Raw genomic sequence first — 17261 nt, forward strand, 5'->3', positions numbered from 1 at the left:
TAAAAAGTCGCGGTCACCGGGGCACCCCTTGGGCGCGACTCTTTAAGAGTTGCGGTGGGGGTGGGGGTGGGGGTGGGGTGGGCGGGCGGGGAGGTCAGGGGAGGAGGACGACCTTGCCGACCGTGGCTCGGTTCTCCAGGGCGGTGTGGGCGTGGGCTGCTTCGGTGAGGGGGAAGGTGGTCAGGGCAGGGGTGAACCAGCCCTCGGCGGCGTCGCGCAGGGCCTGCTCCTCCAGCGGGCGCAGGCCGCCGGGGGTCTTCATCATGGCGGGGCCGATCGCGGAGGAGGCGACGATGCCGCGGGCGTACAGGTCCTGGGTGGTGATCTGGGTCGGGGTGCCCGCCGAGCCGCCGAAGATCAGGAAGCGGCCGAGCGGGGCGAGCAGTTCCAGGGCCGCCCGGCCCTCGGTTCCGCCGACGCCGTCGAGCACCACGGTCAGCTCGCGTTCGCCCAGTTCGGCACGCACCTTCTCGGCCCAGCCGGGCTCGCGGTAGTCGGCGGCGATGTCGGCCCCGTTGCGCTGCACGAGGGCGACCTTGTCCGGGCCGCCCGCCACGCCGACGACCAGCGCCCCGGCCCGCTGCGCCGCCTGGACGAGCAGCGTGCCCAGCCCCCCGGCCGCGCCGGTGACCAGCACGGCGTCGCCGTCGCGGAGCTGCGCCTGGCGCAGCACGCCGACCGCCGTCCGGCCCGTTCCGATCATGGCCACGGCGGCCGGGGCGGTCAGCGAGGCCGGGATCTCGTGCAGGGAGGCGACGTTCGCGACGGCACGGGAGGCGTACCCGCCGCTGGTCATGCCCAGGTGCGCGACCACCCGCCGGCCGTGCCAGACCGGGTCGACGCCCGGACCGGTCCGTGCCACCCGCCCGGCGACCTCACGGCCCGGCGTCATCGGCAGCCGAGGCGGCGGGAACGGGCCGGGGCTGCCGGACCGGATCGTGGTGTCGATCAGGTGTACGCCGGCGGCCTCGACGTCGATCAGCACCTGCCCCTCGCCCGGCAGGGGGTCGGGAACCTCCTCGTAGCGCAGGTTCTCGGCCGGGCCGAACTCGTACTGCCGGATGGCGTGCATGGTCGCTCCTCGCGTCGGATGCCGACGACGCTAGAAGCTCCAGCGCACTTGAGGTCAAGCCTTAGGCGTGCTCAGCCAGCGCGCGGACCGCCTCCAGCAGCACGTCCACGTCCTCGGCGGTCGTGTAGTGGTAGATGCCCGCCCGCACCGCGCCGCCGGTCTCGCGCAGGCCGGTCGCGGTGAAGTACTCCCACGCGTAGTAGTCGCCCGCGAAGGCGCAGATCCCGGCCTCGCCGAGCAGCTTCGACGTCTCGGCCGGGGGCTGCCCGCCGACCCGGAACGACACCGTCGGGCAGCGGTCGGCCGGGGCCGGGCACAGCCGCACCCCGTCGATCGCGGCGAGCCCGCCGACCAGCCGCGCGAACAGGTCCGCCTCGTAGTCGCGCACCGCCGCCAGGGAGGTGAGCAGCCGCTCGCGGCGGGTGCCGGTCGCGGCCGGGTCCAGCCCGGCGAGGTGGTCGACGGCGGCGGTCACCCCGGCCAGCGAAGCGAAACTCGGCGTGCCGAACTCGAAGCGCTCGGGCACCGCGTCGCTGGACGGGCGCAGCTTCGGCGGGAACATCCACGCCCACGTGTCCGGGTCGGCGACACAGGCCGCCAGGTGCGGCCCGGACCACTTGTAGGCGCTGGTCACGTAGAAGTCCGCGCCGAGCGCGGTCACGTCGGTCGGCTGGTGCGGCGTGGCGTGCACACCGTCGACGAACACCAGCGCGCCGACCGGGTGCGCGAGCGCGGCGATCGCGGGCACGTCGGGCCGGGTGCCGATGGCGTTGCTGGCCGCGGTCACCGCGACCAGCCGGGTCCGGTCCGTGATCAGATCCCGGTACTGCAGGGTCGGCAGCTCGCCGGTGGCCGGGTCGAACTCGGCCCAGACGACCGTCGCACCGCGCTCCTCCGCGACCTGCACCCAGGGCCGCACGTTCGCGTCGTGGTCCAGCCGCGACACGACGACCTCGTCGTCCGGCCCCCAGGACTGCCCGAGGGTACGGGCCACCAGGTACACCAGCGACGTCGCGCTGTTGCCGAACACCACCCCGGCCGGGTCCGCGCCGAGCAGGTCCGCGACCGCGCGCCGCGCGTCGGCGACGATCCCGATCGCGCGTCGGCCCGGCGCGAACGCCTCACTGCGGTTAGCCACCGCACCCCGGTAAACGGCGTCGACCGCCGCCGCTACCGGCTCCGCGACCAGCGACCCCGCCGCCGCGTCGAAGTGCCGAAAACCCTCACCCAACGCCGGGTACGCCGCCCGCGCCCACGCGATCTCAAACGCCATGCCCGCCACCCTAACCACCCCGCCCGCCCCCGTCATGATCCGGACGGCTTGCACTTTCGGGGCCGCACCCTCGGGGAAAGTGCACGAACCGGCGGCCCGATGGCTGCGCTTCCCCGAAACGGCAGCTCCGGCCCGTGGCTTCGTAGAATGCAGGGCGTGGCGGAGATCGTGCAGTTGCTGGCGTCACCGGTGCGGCGGTTCCAGGGGCGGCCCGGGGACGGGCCGTCGGCGGCGCCGGAGGGTGAGCTGGTCGAGCTGGTGCGGGTGCGGGCACTGCTGGGCGTCGCCGGGGACCGGTACTTCGGCAGGCAGGCGCACCGCGACGCGAGCGTGACCGTGATCGCGCAGGAGTCGCTGCCGCCGGGCGCGGACCTCAGCCACGTCCGGCGCAACATCCTCACCAGCGGCATCCCTGTCGACGACCTCGTCGGATCGGTGCTGGTGCTCGACACCGGGGACGGTCCGGTGCGGCTGCGCGTCAACCGCCCCGCGAACCCGTGCGCCTGGATGGACGTGACCATCGGCCCCGGCGCGTGGCGGACGCTGCGCGGCCACGGCGGCATCCGCTGCACCCCGCTCGACGACGGCATCCTGCGCGTCGGCCCGGTCACGTTCAGCATCGGCGCTGTCGTTCCGGCGGCACCTCCAGCCTCGGCTCGCTGATGATCGCTGTTTCGGGTCAGAACATCGGGTCCCACCGCAGCTTTTGACACGAAACGGCGATCATCAGCGGCCCGCCGTCCGCCCGTCCGGCCGCCGATGGGGGGCTACTAGGCTGGTTCGTATGACGTACGTGGCAGAGGCGAAGCGATACGACTCCATGATCTACCGGCGTACCGGGCGCAGTGGGCTGAAGCTGCCCGCGATCTCGCTGGGCCTGTGGCACAACTTTGGCCACGAGCGTCCGTGGGACCGCCAGCGCGACATCGTGCGGCGCGCGTTCGACCTCGGGGTCACCCACTTCGACCTGGCCAACAACTACGGCCCGCCGCCGGGGGCGGCCGAGGAGAACTTCGGCCGGATGCTGGCCACCGACCTGAAGCCGTACCGGGACGAGCTGGTCATCGCGACGAAGGCCGGATATGACATGTGGCCGGGCCCGTACGGCGAGTGGGGTTCGCGCAAGTACCTGACCGCGTCGCTGGACCAGTCGCTGCGGCGGATGGGCCTGGACTACGTCGACGTGTTCTACTCGCACCGCTTCGACCCGGACACCCCGCTGGAAGAGACGATGGGCGCGCTGGACGCGGCCGTACGCGCGGGCAAGGCGCTGTACGTCGGCATCTCGTCGTACACGGCGGCGCAGACGCGCGAGGCGGCGGCGATCCTGAAGTCGCTGGGCACGCCGCTGCTGATCCACCAGCCGTCGTACTCGATGATCAACCGCTGGACCGAGCGGGACCAGCTCCTGGACACCCTGGAGGAGGTCGGCGCGGGCTGCATCTCGTTCTCGCCGCTGGCTCAGGGCCTGCTCACGGACCGCTACCTCCAGGGCGTTCCCGAGGATTCGCGTATCCGGACCAGCCATTTCCTCAACGAGGACGCGCTGACCCCGAGCAACCGGGTCAAGGTCGAGGGCCTCAACGAGATCGCCCGGCGGCGCGGGCAGTCGCTGGCGCAGCTCGCGCTGGCCTGGGCGCTGCGCGACGAGCGGATGACCAGCCTGGTCATCGGCGCGTCCAGCGTGGGCCAACTGGAGAACAACATCGCGGCGCTGGGCAACCTCGACTTCACCGCCGAGGAGCTGACCGAGATCGACCAGTTCGCCACCGAGGCGGAGATCGTCATCTAGTGCTCGGCGATCACCGGCTCGTCACCGAGCACAGCATCCTGTCGGTGGTGGTGGGCTCGCGGGCGTACGGCCTCGCGGGTCCCGCCTCCGACACCGACCGCCGGGGCGTGTTCGCCGCGCCCACCCGGCTGTTCTGGGGCCTGGACAAGCCGCCCACGCACGTGGACGGCCCGGCCGAGGAGCAGTTCTCGTGGGAGGTCGAGCGGCTGTGCACGCTCGCGCTGACGGCGAACCCGACGGTCCTGGAGTGCCTGTGGTCGCCGCTGGTCGAGCTGTGCACGCCGACCGGCGAGCGGCTGCTGGGGGTGCGCGGGGCGTTCCTGTCGAGCCGGGCCGCCGAGACCTACGGGCGGTACGCGGCCGACCAGTTCGCGAAGCTGCGGGCGCACCGGGAGCGGACCGGCGACGTGCGCTGGAAGCAGGCCATGCACATGCTGCGGCTGCTGCGGGCCGGGGCGCACGTGCTGCGCACGGGCGAGGTGCTGGTGGACGTGTCCGACGAGCGTGAACTGCTGCTGTCGGTCAAGCGCGGCGAGGTGCCGTTCGCCGAGGTGGCGGCGCTGGCCGAGGCCCGCTCCGCGGACCTGGCCAAGGCCGCGGCCGACACCGCGCTGCCCGCCGAGCCGGACCGTGCCACGGTGGACGATTTCCTGATGGGGGTACGCGAAGAGGGGCTGGACTCGGCCGTTCGGTGACGGCGGCGGCCGATCGGGTGGTCTTACCGCAGGGCACGGTCGTTGTGGATACTTGCCCGGTGACCCGACCCCTCGGCCGCCGCCTCGCGCTGCTCGTCGCCGCGCTCCTCGCCACCGCCGTCGCCGCCTGCGACACCGCCCCCGACGAACCGGCGTTCGTCGCGCCGAGTTCGGCCGCGCCGTCGGGCTCGACGGCCCCGGAACCCTCCCCGGCCGCGTACGCGGGCTGGCACGATCCGGCGTCGGCCGGTAAGCCGTGGGGCGACAAGGTCAAGGGGCTGCTGACGTTCCGGGGCAACCCGACACGCACGTACCTGGGCTCGGGGCCGATCCCGAAGACCAAGCCCGAGGAGCTGTGGCGCTTCCCGAAGACGGGCGGCATGTGCCGTCCCTCGGTCGACGAGCACGGCGAGCGCATCTGGTGCGGCATGGGCTGGACCGGCCAGCCCGCGGTGTTCGAGCGCGACGGCAGGACCTGGCTGGTGTTCGGGGCGTACGACGGCAAGGTGCACTTCCTCGACGCGACCAGCGGCGAGCGGATCCTGCCGGACTTCACCACCAACGACATCATCAAGGGCTCGGTGACCATCGACCCGGACGGTTTCCCGCTGGTCTACACCGGTTCGCGCGACGACTACTTCCGGATCATCGCGATCGACGGCGACAAGCCCAAGGAGCTGTGGAAGCTCTCGGCGTACGCGGTGAAGCCGACGCTGTGGAACAACGACTGGGACAGCTCGGCGATCATCATCGACGACTACCTGTTCGAGGGCGGCGAGAACAGCCAGTTCCACATCGTGAAGCTGAACCGGGGCTACGACGCGAACGGCAAGGTCACCGTCAAGCCGAAGCTGATCTGGAACACCCCGAGCTGGGACGAGAAGCTGATCAAGGACGCCGGGCACAAGACGTTCTCGGTGGAGAACTCGGTCAACGTCTCCGGCAACACGATCTACTTCGCGAACTCGGCCGGGCTCGTGCAGGGCTGGGACATCAGCGGGCTGAAGAAGGGCGAGAAGCCCAAGCGGGTGCTGCGCTTCTGGACCGGCGACGACACCGACGGCTCGATCGTCTCCGACGAGAAGGGCATGCTGTACGTCGGCTCGGAGTACGAGAAGAAGAACGCCCGGTCCAAGCAGGTCGGGCAGCTGATGAAGCTCGACCCGAGCAAGCCCGACGACCCGCTGGTCTGGAAGATCGACGAGCGCAACGGCGGCACGTACAGCACCGCGGCCCTGCACAAGGACCTCGTCATCTTCGGCACGCACGCCATGGACCTGGTCGGCGTGGACCGGGAGACGGGCAAGGTGCGCTGGCGGCACCACGTGCCGGGGATGGGCCACGGTTCGCCGGTCATCGTCGACGACGTGCTGATCATCGGTGACTGCAACGCGGGCTGGCTGTACGCCTACGACGTCGCCGACACCGCGGTCGCGCCGAAGCTGCTGTGGAAGGTCAAGCCGGGTGCCTGCATCGAGTCGACGCCCGCGGTCTGGAACGGCGTGATCTACGTCGGCACCCGGGCCGGGCAGCTGCACGCCATCGCGCTGCGATGACGGTCACTATCCCGGACTGGACCGGCCAGGTCGCCGACGAGCAGCCGTACCCGCTGGTCTTCGCGACGGTCAGCGGCGCGCACCTGTACGGCTTCGCGTCGGTGGACTCCGACGTCGACCTGCGCGGCGCGCACCTGCTGCCCGCCGCCGAGCTGGTCGGGCTGCGGCAGGGCCCGGCGACGATCAACCACATCGGCGACCGGCACGGCGTCGAGCTGGACCTGGTCACCCACGACCTGACCAAGTGCGCCAAGCTGCTGCTCGGCCGCAGCGGCGACGTGCTGGAGCAGGTCACCTCCCCGCTGGTGGTGCGCACCACGCCGCTGCACGCCGAGCTGCTGTCGCTGGTGCCGGGCTGCCTCAACGCCGGGTACGCCGACCACTACCTGGGTTTCTCGATCTCGTCGGAGAAGCTGTTCGCGAGCACCGGCAAGCTCAAGCCCGCGCTGTACCTGCTGCGGGTGCTGGCGACCGGCCTGCACCTGATGCGCACCGGCGAGGTGGTGGCCGACCTGAACCTGCTGGCCGAGGACGCGAAGCTGCCGTACGTGCCGGAGCTGATCGCGGCCAAGCGGCAGGGCGAGCACCGGCGGCTCGGCGTCGATGCGGGCCTGCCCGCCCCGGAGCAGATCCTCGCCGACGTCGAACGGCTGCGCGAGCAGCTCCGCGAAGCGAGGACGACGACCGCGCTGCCACCGCAGCCGACCGCGTACGACGCCCTGCACGACCTGGTCGTGCGGGTCCGCCTCGAACGGGTCTGAAGACAGAAAGGCCCGCCTGCGCCCCTGACCGGCGCAGGCGGGTGACTGTGGAGCTGAACGTCAGCGACGGCGCCAGTTGCGCCCGCGCACCGCGGCGGCGAAGCCGGCCAGGTGCAGCGCGACGAACAGGAAGCCCAGCAGGGTCAGCGTGCCGACGGTGAACAGCGGCTCGACACCCTCCCCGAGCAGGTCGAGCAGCAGGGCGAGCCCGAAGCAGATCGCAGCGATGATGGCGAACATCGTGACTCCAGTTATGTCAGTAGGGGTTGACTGACACTCCGATGTCCACATGCGCACAGCCGCAAACCTCAGCGCAGATCGACCCGCAACCGGCCCTGGTCGGTGGCGGTGACCTGGGTGCCGAGTTCGGCGCAGGCCTTGCCGAAGCGCCACCCGATCCACTCCGCCTCGTGCGGCGCCGCCGCGCGGGTACGGGTGAAGTCCAGCGCCAGCGGCACCGCCTCCACCGACACCGGCCCCCGCTCGTCGATGGTGACCTCGAACAGCAGCCCGAGGTCGTTGCGCAGGCCGGGGTCGACGGCGTAGTCGTCGACGAAGTCGCCGAGGTCGTACAGCACCGGCCCGTGCACACCGTGGAACACGTGCGCCGAGTGCCCGGCCACCAGCGTCGCCCCAGCCGCCAGCAACTGCGTCGCCGCCTCGCGTACGTGCCCGACCGGCCCGCTGGTCATGTTCGGTCCCCAGTGCGGCGTCACCAGCGCCACGTCGACCTGCGCGGCCATCTCGCCGACCAGCGTGGCCAGCCAGTCCGGCAGCCCGCGGCGCAGGTCGGCGAAGGCGACGCCGGGGCTGTCCTCGGTCGCCGCGAAGTCCAGCGGGTGATCGGTCACGCCGAGCACGCCGACGCGTACGCCGTCGGCCTCCAGCAGCCGCCAGGCCCGCGCGCGCTCCTGGTCGGGGCCCGCGCCGACGACCGCGACCCCGGCCCGTTCCAGGTGCTCCAGGGTGTCGGCGAGCGCGACCGGGCCGAAGTCGAGGGCGTGGTTGTTGGCCAGGGTCACGCAGTCGACGCCCAGCCAGGCCAGCAGGCCAGCGGCCCGGGGCGGGGCGCGGAAGAAGAACGGCTTGCCGGGCGTGGGCCACGGCTCGCCGCGCTCGGAGATGCAGCACTCCAGATTGACCACGCACAGGTCCGCGGCGGCGGTGAGCTGCTGCACCTGCTCAGCGAAGATCTCCTCGTACGCCGCATGCCCCAGGCTGAGCCGCTCCCCCACGGACCGGCCGAGCATCGTGTCCCCCGCCAGCACGAGCTTCACGCCCTCATTGTGCGCCCGCTGCGATCTTGCGCCACCTCGGAGCGCCTTGTTGCACATTGGTGGCAACAGCGGATACCTTGCGAAACGTGTCGTCACCCGGTGTCGTCGTCGAGGCCATCCTGCTCTCCGCGCGGGACGGCGGTCTGTGCTTCCGCCAGCGTCGCGCCGAGGTGACCGGAGGCGCGCACCCGGACGACGTCGCCCGGCAGCTCGCGGGCCTGTCCCCGTGTACGGACGGCGGGCTGCTGCACTCGACCTCGTGGCGCGTCGAGGACGGCGCGGTCGTGCTGACCTACGCCGCCCTGCCCGACCTCGACCCTCAGCACACCCGGCCGGTACGCCTCGACGCGATGACCTCCGGCCCGCACCCGCTCGCGCCCAGCCCCGCGACCGTCGACCTGGACGCCGTCGCCGCGCACGCGTGCCGCCACCTGGCGATGCTCGCCGACACCGACGCGACCGTGGCCGCCGCCACCCGGCTGCAACCGCAGCTGTGGGAACCGCTGCGCAAGCTCACCCCGGTCCCCGCCGGCGCACTGGCCGCCGTCCCGGTCTGAACCCCACGGCGCCGATCCGCACCGACGTCGCCAGTCCGGTCGCCGACGCCGCAGCGGCACGACGGTTCCTCGCACCACTGGTCGCGGTTGGACCAGACGAGCTCCCCGCATGACCTTCACCGGCTCGCGCGATCGTGTCGGCCGCCTCCATTCCACGAATTCATGAATAACGGCCGCGTGGATGGGGTAGATCTCCAAAGGACGACTAATCGGACCTTCGGGAGGAACCATGAGCCAGACGGCGAGCACCACCCGCCAGAGCAAGGCCGCGACCCCGGCGAAGAAGGCGGCCAAGGCCACCAAGACCGCGGCCAGGACCGCGGCGAAGTCCGTGGCGAAGACGGTCGCCAAGGCCGCCCCCAAGTCCGCGGCCAAGACGACGGCCAAGACCTCGCAGGGCAAGAAGTCCATGCCGGCGGCCGCCGTCGGCCAGGACGCGATCGCGCTGCTGAAGGACGACCACAAGGTGGTCGAGAAGCTGTTCAAGGAGTTCGAGAAGGCCGGCGACTCGGCGTACGCCAAGAAGCGCAAGATCGTGGACCAGGTGATCACCGAGCTGACCACCCACGCGTACATCGAGGAGACGCTGTTCTACCCGACGGCGCGCAAGGCCGCTCCGGAGACCGGCGAGCACGTGCTGGAGAGCGTCGAGGAGCACCACGTGGTGGCCTGGATGATGTCCGAGCTCAAGGACCTCGACGCGCACGACGAGCGCTTCGACGCCAAGATGACGGTGCTGATGGAGAACGTCCGGCACCACGTCAAGGAGGAGGAGCAGGAGTGGTTCCCGGAGGTCCGCAAGGCGATGAGCCGCGGCGACCTCAAGGAACTGGGCGCGAAGATGGAGGCGGCCAAGGGCAAGGCCCCGGCCGACCCGCTGAAGCTGCGCAGCGCCAAGTCCTGATCCACCGGCCGCCGCCCCGGACCGTGTACCACGGCCCGGGGCGGCGACGCTGCGTCCGGGCCCTTAAGAGGGCCCGAGCGCGGCAGGCAGACCCGCGTGTGATCATCGAGCGGTGACGGTGACGGGTGTGCACGACCGGGACGAGCTGGCGCGGCTGCTCGGCGGCGCTCCGGCGCTGCACGCGTACCAGCTGGGCGATCTCGACGACTTCTTTTGGCCGTACACGACCTGGTATCGCGAGGGCGACGCGGTCGCGCTGGTCTACCACGGCGGCGGGCTGCCGGTCCTGCTGGCCTTCGACGACCGGCCGCAGGGGTCGCACGCGCTGCTGGCGGGACTCGTGCCGCTGCTACCCCGGACCTTCTACGCCCACCTGTCCCCCGGCGCCGAGCAGGTGTTCGACGGTTTCGCCTGCGAGCCCGGCGGGCCGCACCTCAAGCTGGCGCTGACCGACCCGGCCGCGCTCGCCGCGCCGCTCGGTGACGTGCTGACCCCCGCCGACCTGCCGGACCTGCTGGCTCTCTACGAGGTCGCCTACCCCGGCAACTGGTTCGACGCGCGGATGCTGGAGACCGGGCAGTACGTCGGGGTGCGCCGCGACGGCGAGCTGCTGGCGGTGGCGGGCGTGCACGTGTGGTCGCCGAAGTACCGGGTGGCGGCGCTGGGCAACGTCACGACACATCCGCGGGCTCGGGGCGAGGGGCTGGCCCGGGGCGCGGTGTCGGCGCTGTGCAGGCGGCTGCTGGACACCGTCGACCACGTGACCTTGAACGTGAAGGCCGACAACACGGCCGCGCGCGCCCTGTACGCGGGCCTCGGCTTCACGCAGGCCGCCGCGTACGGCGAGTTCACCTTCACCGCTCGTTGACGGACGGGGCTGCGGCTCCTACGCTCGACGCCGTCCGGTGATGTTGGATTTCGTTGGAACGGGTGGAATTCCGTGGGCGGTTCGGAGCTGGTGGCGCTGCGCGCCGCCGGGGTGTCACTGGTGCTCGACGTGGCGGGTCCGGGCGTGCCGCGGGTGCTGCACTGGGGCGCCGACCTCGGCGAGGCCGTCGACGGGCTCGCCGCCGCGCAGGACGCGGGTGGCAACGCGGTCCCGCCGACCGTGCCGCTGCTGCCCACCCAGCTCGACCGCTGGGCGGGCCGCCCCGGCCTGTCCGGCCACCGCGACGGCGGGCCCGGCCACCTGCGGCTCAGCCTGACCGCGCCGGTCACGGTCGTCGCCGACCCGTCCGGCGGGGGTACGGTGACCGCCACGTCCCGCGACGAGCGCGCGGGCATCACGGTGCGCACCGAGCTGGAGCTCACCCCGCAGGGCCTGATCCGCCAGCGCCACGCCGTCACCAGCACCGCGCCGGGAGTGTGGCATGTCGACAGCCTGCTCTGCCTGCTCCCGGTGCCCGCCCAGGCCGCCGAGGTGCTCGACTTCACCGGCCGCTGGTCGCGCGAGCGCGCCCCGCAGCGCAGCGCGTTCGGCGACCAGACCATCGCCCACGAGAGCCGCCGCGGCCGCACCGGCTTCGGCGCGCCGTCGCTGTTCACCGCCGGGACCCCCGGCTTCGGGTTCCGCACCGGCGAGGTGTGGGGCGTGCACGTCGGCTGGTCCGGCGACCACCAGCATTTGGCCCAGCGGCTGCCCGAGCGCGACGGCGTGCTCGGCGGCGGCGAGCTGCTGGAACCGGGCGAGGTACGGCTGTCGGAGGGCGAGACGTACACCAGCCCGTGGGTGCACTTCGCCTACAGCGGCAGCGGCCTGGACGGGCTGTCCGCGGCCGTGCACGGCTGGCTGCGCGCCCGCCCGTCGCACCCGGCGTCGCCCCGGCCGCTGACTCTGAACACCTGGGAGGCCGTCTACTTCGACCACGACCTGGACAAGCTGACCGCGCTCGCGCGTACGGCCGCCGAGCTGGGTGTGGAGCGGTTCGTGCTCGACGACGGCTGGTTCCTGGGCCGCCGCGACGACAAGGCGGGCCTCGGCGACTGGCACGTCGACCCGGACGTGTGGCCCGACGGCCTGCACCCGCTGGTGGACGAGGTGAACCGGCTCGGCATGCAGTTCGGCCTGTGGGTCGAGCCGGAGATGGTCAACCCGCGCTCCCGGCTCGCCGAGCAGCACCCCGACTGGGTGCTGGCCGCGCCCGGCCGGCTGCCCGAGGAGCAGCGCTGGCAGCACGTGCTCGACGTGGCCCGGCCCGAGGTCTTCGCGTACCTGCTGGAGCGGCTCGACGCGCTGGTCGCCGAGTACCGCCCGGCGTACCTGAAGTGGGACCACAACCGGGACCTGGTCGAGGCGGTCCACGACGGCGCCGCCGGGGTGCACGCGCAGACCGAGGCCGTGTACCGGCTGCTGGACGCGCTACGCGAGCGGCACCCCGGGCTGGAGATCGAGTCCTGCTCGTCCGGTGGCAGCCGCGTCGACCTGGGCGTGCTGGCCCGCACCGACCGGGTCTGGGGCTCGGACAACAACGACCCGCTGGAGCGCCAGCACATCCAGCGCTGGACCGGCCTGCTGCTGCCGCCGGAGCTGGTCGGCAGCCACGTCGGCCCGCCCGTCTCGCACACCAACGGCCGCGCCACGTCGCTGGCGTTCCGGTGCGCGACCGCGCTGTTCGGCCACGCGGGCATCGAGTGGGACATCACCGGCTGCACCGACGCCGAGCGGGACGCGCTGTGCTCCTGGATCGCGGCGTACCGGCGGCTGCGCGGGCTGATCCACACCGGCCGCACGGTGCGGGCCGACCACCCGGACCCGACGGCGTTCCTGCACGGCGTGGTCGCCGCCGACGGCGGGCACGCGCTGTACGCGTACGCCCAGCTGGGTGCGAGCGCCCGGGACGGCGCGACCCGGCTGCGGCTGCCCGGCCTGGACCCCGACGCGACCTACCGGGTGCGGCTGCTGCCCGAACTGCCCGGCCCGCAGCTGCACGGTCGGCCCTGGCAGCCCGACCTGGTCCTCACCGGCGCGGCCCTGGCCGGGCACGGCCTGCTCGCGCCGCCGCTGCGCCCCGCCGAGGCCTTCGTCCTGGAACTCCACCGCCAGCTCTGACGGGCGAGACCCGACCGGGTGCGCACGACTCGTCGCCGAGCTGTGCGCACCCGGTCGTGGTCGAACGCTGCGCGGGGGTCAGGGCTGGGACTTGCGCTGCTGCCCGATGCCGACGCCGAGGGCCACGCCGATCGCGACGCCCATGCCGATGCCCAGCGCCAGGTTGCCCAGGGCCAGGCCCAGGCCGGCACCGATCGCGGTGCCGAGAGCGATGCCCAGGGCGAGGGCGTTGTTCGCGTTCTTGCCCGAGGCCGGTGCGCCGCCGGATTCCGGGCCGCCTTCGGATTCCGGGCCGCCACCCGATCGACCCGGGTCGTCGCCCTGGTGCTCGACGGGCTTGTCGGGGCCGTTGTCCGTCACAGTCGCCTCCTCGCGGTCGTGCATCCGTTGGAGCCGTTCCGATACCCGGTCCGCCCCGGACTATGTCAGACCGTGTCATCCCGGCGGTCACCGTGCACGGGTCCGGGCAGGCCGGGGATCGCGAGCTGCCCGGGGATCTCCGGGGTCGGGCCGCCGGGTTCCCGTTCGGGTCCGCCGGAGACCGGCGGCAGGGGCACCGGGGGCAGCGGCTCGGTCGGCAACTGCGGGAACAGGCGGGCGAGGGCGGGCAGGCGGCGGGCCATCTCGGCGGGGTCGTCGAAGTTCCAGTGCTCGTCCTGCAGGGTCTGCAGCCGCGGCTCGCGCCGGTGCTCCTCGACCGCGCGGTAGATGTTGGCGCCGTGGCCGCGTACGCCCTCGAAGGCTTCGGAGGCGGCGTAGTTGAGCTCCTCCCACTCCGGCCACTCGTCGGCGAGCCAGCCGCCGCGCGCACGACCGGCCAGGCTGCGGACCTGCGGCACGGCCGCCAGCGCGTCGGGGTCGTCGACCAGGCGCTCGAAGGACTCCCGGCCCAGGCTCATCAGCCAGGTCCGGAAGTAGCAGAAGCCGTCGTCGGAGCAGCCGCCGAAGATCCGGTATGCCGCGCCCCACATCAGCCAGGACATGGCACGGTCGGACGCGTCGTCCAGGTGCGCCTCGAAATCCAGGATCTCCTCGACCTCACGTGCCGCGAGCTGCTCCTGGAGCCACCCCGCCCGGTGCGCCCGGCCGGGCTCCTGCCGCACCGCACGCTCGATGAGCCCCCAGAACTCCCCCACATCCACGGCAGGCACTCTCCCACATCCGTCCGACGGTCCCACCCCGGCACCGCCGTCGAGCACGGTGCCGGGGTGGTGACACGCCGTCGAACACGTCCACAAGTTCATGATCGACGGCGTGCGGGGTCGGGCCGGGGTCAGCCGGCGGGGAACAGGCTGCCGTAGTCGGCGAACGCCATGGCGATGTCCGACTGGGCCCAGAACCGGTGGTAGGTGAAGGTCGGAGCCGGGCCGGTGCCGTTCATGTACGCCGCGACGGCCGGCCAGGCCGGGTCGGTGGCGTAGAACGGGCGGACCGACATGAACGTCGAGCTGGAGTTGATCGGCACGCCGGTGCCCATCATGCCGCTGAAGCTCGACGGGACGTACATGCCGGTCTGCGTGGTGGAGTTCCACACGTCGTCGAACCGGTTGTAGTCCTCGCGGACCTCGGGGACCACGATGCCCTTGGTGTCGTTGGCCTTGAGCAGGATCATCCGGTCCAGCAGGCCCTTGGCGGTCGCCTTGGCGGAGTTGCCCAGCGTGGTGCTGCCCGCCTTGGCCGCGTAGTACGTCAACGTACGGGCGTAGGCCGCCGCGACGCCGACGTCGTTGCTGGTCTTGGACACCGTCACGTGCAGGCCGGGGTTGGCCGCCGGGGTGCCGCCGCCGCTGAAGTTGCCGGACGGCTGGCCGGACCAGGTCATGTCACCGGGGATGGTGAACGCCGAGCCCGAGCCGAGGGTGGTGTTGGCGACCGCCCAGGCGACCCACTTGTCGAGGATCTGCTTGGCCTTGGCGTTGCCGGTGACGTAGTAGTACTCCGCCACCCGGTGCAGCGACCACGCCTGGAAACCGAACCACTGGTTGCTGGGCGGGTCGTGGTAGACCGGCTTGACGTCGTACGCCATGCCGTAGAAGGTCGGCGTGCCGGACGGCGGCGCCGAGTAGTTGCCGTTCCAGCTGTTCGTCGCGCCACCGGCGATGGCGCCCTCGGCCGACTGCAGCCAGAGGTAGAAGTCGAGCTGGCGGGTGAGGCTGGTGTCCCAGTCCGTCGCCGCCGTGGGCGACTGCGGGCGCAGCGCCGACGGGCCCGACGAGCCGAGCACGTACGCCGCGAGCGGGTTCTGGTAGCCCTGGTGGTTGTGGCTGGAGCCGATGCGCCACGACCACGCCCCACCGATGTCGCCGCCCCAGGCGTAGTACCACGACATCAGGTAGTTGCTGCTGCTCTTGCCACTGCCCGGCGTGCAGGACGTGGACGTGCAGCCGGGGGTCTTGAAGTACTTGTCGTACATCGCGTACCGCAGGAAGTCGCCCATCTTGGCGGCCTTGGCGATCGTCGCCGAGATCTGCGACTGGTTGCCCTGGGCCGTGGCCCACTGCAGCGCCCAGTACGCCGCCTCGACGGCCCGCGCGTCGGCGTCCGGCGCGTTGGTGTACCGCCACTGGTTGGTGCCCGAACCCGCGATGAACAGGGACGGGAAGTTCGCGAACCGGCCCGTGTCACAGGACGGGTGCGCGACCGTCTCCCAGGTGGACTCCTGCGGCCCGCGCTGGAACGTGTTGATGTAGGTGACGCGCTGCGTGCTGTCGCCGCACTCGGCCCCGGTGCGCCCGGTGCCGTACTTGTACACGTCGTCGACGTCGAGCAGCCAGTGCATGCCGTAGATGTTGCGGTTGCCGTACGTGCTCTGCAGCTCGTTGGCCAGCGGGTCCTGACCGGCGACCACGCTGGTGCTCAGCGCCACCGGGTAGCCGTTGGGCTGCAACGACTCGGGCGCGTAGTCGGCCGGGTCGCTCGGGTTGTACGTGCTCTGCCCCGGCTGGGCGGCCGCGGACGGGATGATGTACTGCTCGGTGATGTTCCAGGCGTTGTTGAACGGGGTCCAGTTGCCGGTGACCCGGCCGTACTGGGCCTCCATCCAGATCCAGAAGCTGAACGCCTCCGACGTCGTCTCGTGGCCGTGGTCCGGCGCCTCGACGAGCAGCGTCTCGATGGTGTGGTACGGGATGCCCTCCGGCGAGAAGTAGCCGTTGGCGGGGTCCTTGAGCTTGTTGTACTGCGTGGTGAACTCGGTGATGTAGGCGTTGGCGGTGTTCTCGTCGTCGACCTCGGTCGCGGTGACGGTCACCGAGGACAGCCCGCTGGACGCGACCGTGATCGGCCGGGTGCCGTTGGTGCTGTCACTGTCCTGCGCCGCGGCCAGGGTCACGTTCTGTGTGGTGGCCCAGTTGCTCGTCGTGAACGTCAGGCTCGCGCCCGACGACACGGTGATGCTGGTGTCACCGGACCCGGCCGTGTTCGTGACCGTCACGCTGCTGGACGGCTGCGCGGCCAGGCGTACGGCGTACACGGCGGTCGAGCCCTCGGGCACGCTGACGCTGGTCGGCGAGACGACGAGGGACTGCGGGGTGACCGTGTCGTTGTCGGCCTCGGTCGCGTTCACGGTCACCGAGGTCAGTCCGCTGGACGCGACGGTGAACGGCCGGGTGCCGTTGCTCGTGTCGCCGTCCTCGGCCGCCGCGAGCGTGACGATCTGATTCGTGTTCCAGTTGCTCGTCGTGAACGTCAGGCTCGCGCCGGACGACACGGTGAGGTTGGTGTCACCGGAACCGGCCGTCGTGGCGACCGTGACGTTGCCGCTGGGCTGGGCCGACAGGCGTACGGCGTAGGTGGCGGTGCCGCCCTCGGGCACGCTCACCGACGTCGGCGACACGACCAGGCTCACCGTCGGCGTGGTGCCACCGCAGGAGACGCCGTTGACGGCGAAGTTGCTCGGGTTGGTGTTGGTGCCGCTGTAGGAGGCGTTGAAGCCGATACCGGTCGACGCGCCCGTGGCCAGGCTGCCGTTGTAGGACAGGCTGGTGGCGGTGACGTTCTGGCCGGACTGGGCGTAGTTGGCCGACCAGCCCTGGATGCCGCCCTGGTTACCGGGCCAGGTCCAGGTCAGTGACCAGCTGGTCAGCGGGTCGCCGGTGTTGGTGAGGTTCAGGTTGGCGCCGAAGCCGCTGCCGTTGTCCCAGGCCTTGGTGTAGGTCACCTGGCAGGACACGGCGGCGTGGGCCGGGGACGCGATCGTCGCCCCCGTGACCACGACCATGGCGCCGACCGCGACGAGCGCGACGCGGCGTCTCAACGTGCGGATACTCACGAGTTCTCCTCATGGAGCGGGTGCCGGCCGCTAGTCCCGGATCGGGGCCGTGGAC

At 71.9% G+C, this 17261-nt stretch carries 16 protein-coding genes; 9 read left to right on the plus strand and 7 right to left on the minus strand.

What is annotated here, in order from left to right; all coding sequences use genetic code 11:
- Positions 1 to 94 precede the first annotated feature (94 nt).
- Entirely contained in the window at positions 95 to 1072 is a 978-nt protein-coding gene (locus HAV40_RS35455) for a zinc-binding dehydrogenase (protein WP_166388680.1), read from the minus strand.
- Between the two features lie 61 nt (positions 1073 to 1133).
- Entirely contained in the window at positions 1134 to 2345 is a 1212-nt protein-coding gene (locus HAV40_RS35460; RefSeq protein WP_166388681.1) for a cysteine desulfurase-like protein, read from the minus strand.
- 156 nt (positions 2346 to 2501) lie between these two features.
- Between HAV40_RS35460 and HAV40_RS35465 the strand changes: the two genes are divergently transcribed.
- The 5 genes from HAV40_RS35465 to HAV40_RS35485 all read left to right on the plus strand — a co-directional run bounded on the left by HAV40_RS35465 (position 2502) and on the right by HAV40_RS35485 (position 7149).
- Complete coding sequence (locus HAV40_RS35465; RefSeq protein ID WP_166388682.1) at positions 2502 to 3008, plus strand: molybdenum cofactor biosysynthesis protein; 507 nt, start codon at positions 2502 to 2504, stop codon at positions 3006 to 3008.
- A 121-nt stretch (positions 3009 to 3129) separates the two neighbouring features.
- On the plus strand, positions 3130 to 4137 hold the full coding sequence (mgrA, locus tag HAV40_RS35470) for an L-glyceraldehyde 3-phosphate reductase (protein ID WP_166388683.1): 1008 nt from the start codon (positions 3130 to 3132) through the stop codon (positions 4135 to 4137).
- Positions 4137 to 4832, plus strand: coding sequence for a nucleotidyltransferase domain-containing protein (locus HAV40_RS35475; protein ID WP_166388684.1), 696 nt, complete (start codon positions 4137 to 4139; stop codon positions 4830 to 4832). The genes mgrA and HAV40_RS35475 overlap by 1 nt, the downstream gene beginning before the upstream one ends.
- Before the next feature lie 59 nt (positions 4833 to 4891).
- The gene (locus tag HAV40_RS35480) at positions 4892 to 6388 is read left to right on the plus strand and encodes an outer membrane protein assembly factor BamB family protein (RefSeq protein WP_166388685.1); all 1497 of its coding nucleotides are present in this window, start codon (positions 4892 to 4894) and stop codon (positions 6386 to 6388) included.
- Positions 6385 to 7149, plus strand: coding sequence for a nucleotidyltransferase domain-containing protein (locus HAV40_RS35485; RefSeq protein ID WP_166388686.1), 765 nt, complete (start codon positions 6385 to 6387; stop codon positions 7147 to 7149). Before HAV40_RS35480 ends, HAV40_RS35485 begins: the two co-directional genes overlap by 4 nt.
- Positions 7150 to 7209: 60 nt before the next feature.
- Here the strand turns inward: HAV40_RS35485 and HAV40_RS35490 are convergent, their stop codons facing one another.
- Both HAV40_RS35490 and HAV40_RS35495 read right to left on the minus strand, forming a co-directional pair.
- The gene (locus HAV40_RS35490) at positions 7210 to 7389 is read right to left on the minus strand and encodes a hypothetical protein (protein ID WP_120315464.1); all 180 of its coding nucleotides are present in this window, start codon (positions 7387 to 7389) and stop codon (positions 7210 to 7212) included.
- Between the two features lie 68 nt (positions 7390 to 7457).
- A complete protein-coding gene (locus tag HAV40_RS35495; RefSeq protein WP_203672169.1) occupies positions 7458 to 8426 on the minus strand; it encodes a CapA family protein in 969 nt (322 codons plus the stop codon).
- 86 nt (positions 8427 to 8512) lie between these two features.
- Between HAV40_RS35495 and HAV40_RS35500 the strand changes: the two genes are divergently transcribed.
- The 4 genes from HAV40_RS35500 (at position 8513) to HAV40_RS35515 (ending at position 12936) form a co-directional block, all read left to right on the plus strand.
- Positions 8513 to 8983 carry a hypothetical protein gene (locus HAV40_RS35500; protein WP_166388687.1) on the plus strand — a complete coding sequence of 157 codons (471 nt, stop codon included), beginning with the start codon at positions 8513 to 8515 and terminating at the stop codon, positions 8981 to 8983.
- Between the two features lie 229 nt (positions 8984 to 9212).
- Positions 9213 to 9887, plus strand: a complete 675-nt coding sequence (locus tag HAV40_RS35505) for a hemerythrin domain-containing protein (protein WP_239087040.1) — start codon at positions 9213 to 9215, stop codon at positions 9885 to 9887.
- A 112-nt stretch (positions 9888 to 9999) separates the two neighbouring features.
- Positions 10000 to 10755: a GNAT family N-acetyltransferase gene (locus HAV40_RS35510; protein WP_239087039.1), complete on the plus strand. Its 756-nt coding sequence runs from the start codon at positions 10000 to 10002 to the stop codon at positions 10753 to 10755.
- 72 nt (positions 10756 to 10827) lie between these two features.
- On the plus strand, positions 10828 to 12936 hold the full coding sequence (locus tag HAV40_RS35515; protein ID WP_239087038.1) for an alpha-galactosidase: 2109 nt from the start codon (positions 10828 to 10830) through the stop codon (positions 12934 to 12936).
- A 78-nt stretch (positions 12937 to 13014) separates the two neighbouring features.
- Here HAV40_RS35515 and HAV40_RS35520 read toward each other — a convergent pair whose 3' ends face one another.
- The 3 genes from HAV40_RS35520 to HAV40_RS35530 form a co-directional block, all read right to left on the minus strand.
- Positions 13015 to 13296, minus strand: a complete 282-nt coding sequence (locus HAV40_RS35520; protein ID WP_166388679.1) for a glycine zipper domain-containing protein — start codon at positions 13294 to 13296, stop codon at positions 13015 to 13017.
- Positions 13297 to 13361: 65 nt separating this feature from the next.
- On the minus strand, positions 13362 to 14087 hold the full coding sequence (locus HAV40_RS35525; RefSeq protein ID WP_166388688.1) for a DUF4240 domain-containing protein: 726 nt from the start codon (positions 14085 to 14087) through the stop codon (positions 13362 to 13364).
- Between the two features lie 122 nt (positions 14088 to 14209).
- On the minus strand, positions 14210 to 17155 hold the full coding sequence (locus HAV40_RS35530) for a glycoside hydrolase family 48 protein (protein ID WP_166388717.1): 2946 nt from the start codon (positions 17153 to 17155) through the stop codon (positions 14210 to 14212).
- Between the last annotated feature and the right edge of the window lie 106 nt (positions 17156 to 17261).

The organism is Catellatospora methionotrophica, assembly GCF_011297335.1.
Taxonomy (GTDB): domain Bacteria; phylum Actinomycetota; class Actinomycetes; order Mycobacteriales; family Micromonosporaceae; genus Catellatospora; species Catellatospora methionotrophica.

Coding starts and splice junctions, on each gene's coding strand:
- HAV40_RS35455 (WP_166388680.1), bottom strand. CDS start 1,072: ATGCACGCCATCCGGCAGTACGAGTTCGGCCCGGCCGAGAACCTGCGC.
- HAV40_RS35460 (WP_166388681.1), bottom strand. CDS start 2,345: ATGGCGTTTGAGATCGCGTGGGCGCGGGCGGCGTACCCGGCGTTGGGT.
- mgrA (WP_166388683.1), top strand. CDS start 3,130: ATGACGTACGTGGCAGAGGCGAAGCGATACGACTCCATGATCTACCGG.
- HAV40_RS35485 (WP_166388686.1), top strand. CDS start 6,385: ATGACGGTCACTATCCCGGACTGGACCGGCCAGGTCGCCGACGAGCAG.
- HAV40_RS35490 (WP_120315464.1), bottom strand. CDS start 7,389: ATGTTCGCCATCATCGCTGCGATCTGCTTCGGGCTCGCCCTGCTGCTC.
- HAV40_RS35505 (WP_239087040.1), top strand. CDS start 9,213: ATGAGCCAGACGGCGAGCACCACCCGCCAGAGCAAGGCCGCGACCCCG.
- HAV40_RS35530 (WP_166388717.1), bottom strand. CDS start 17,155: ATGGTCGTGGTCACGGGGGCGACGATCGCGTCCCCGGCCCACGCCGCC.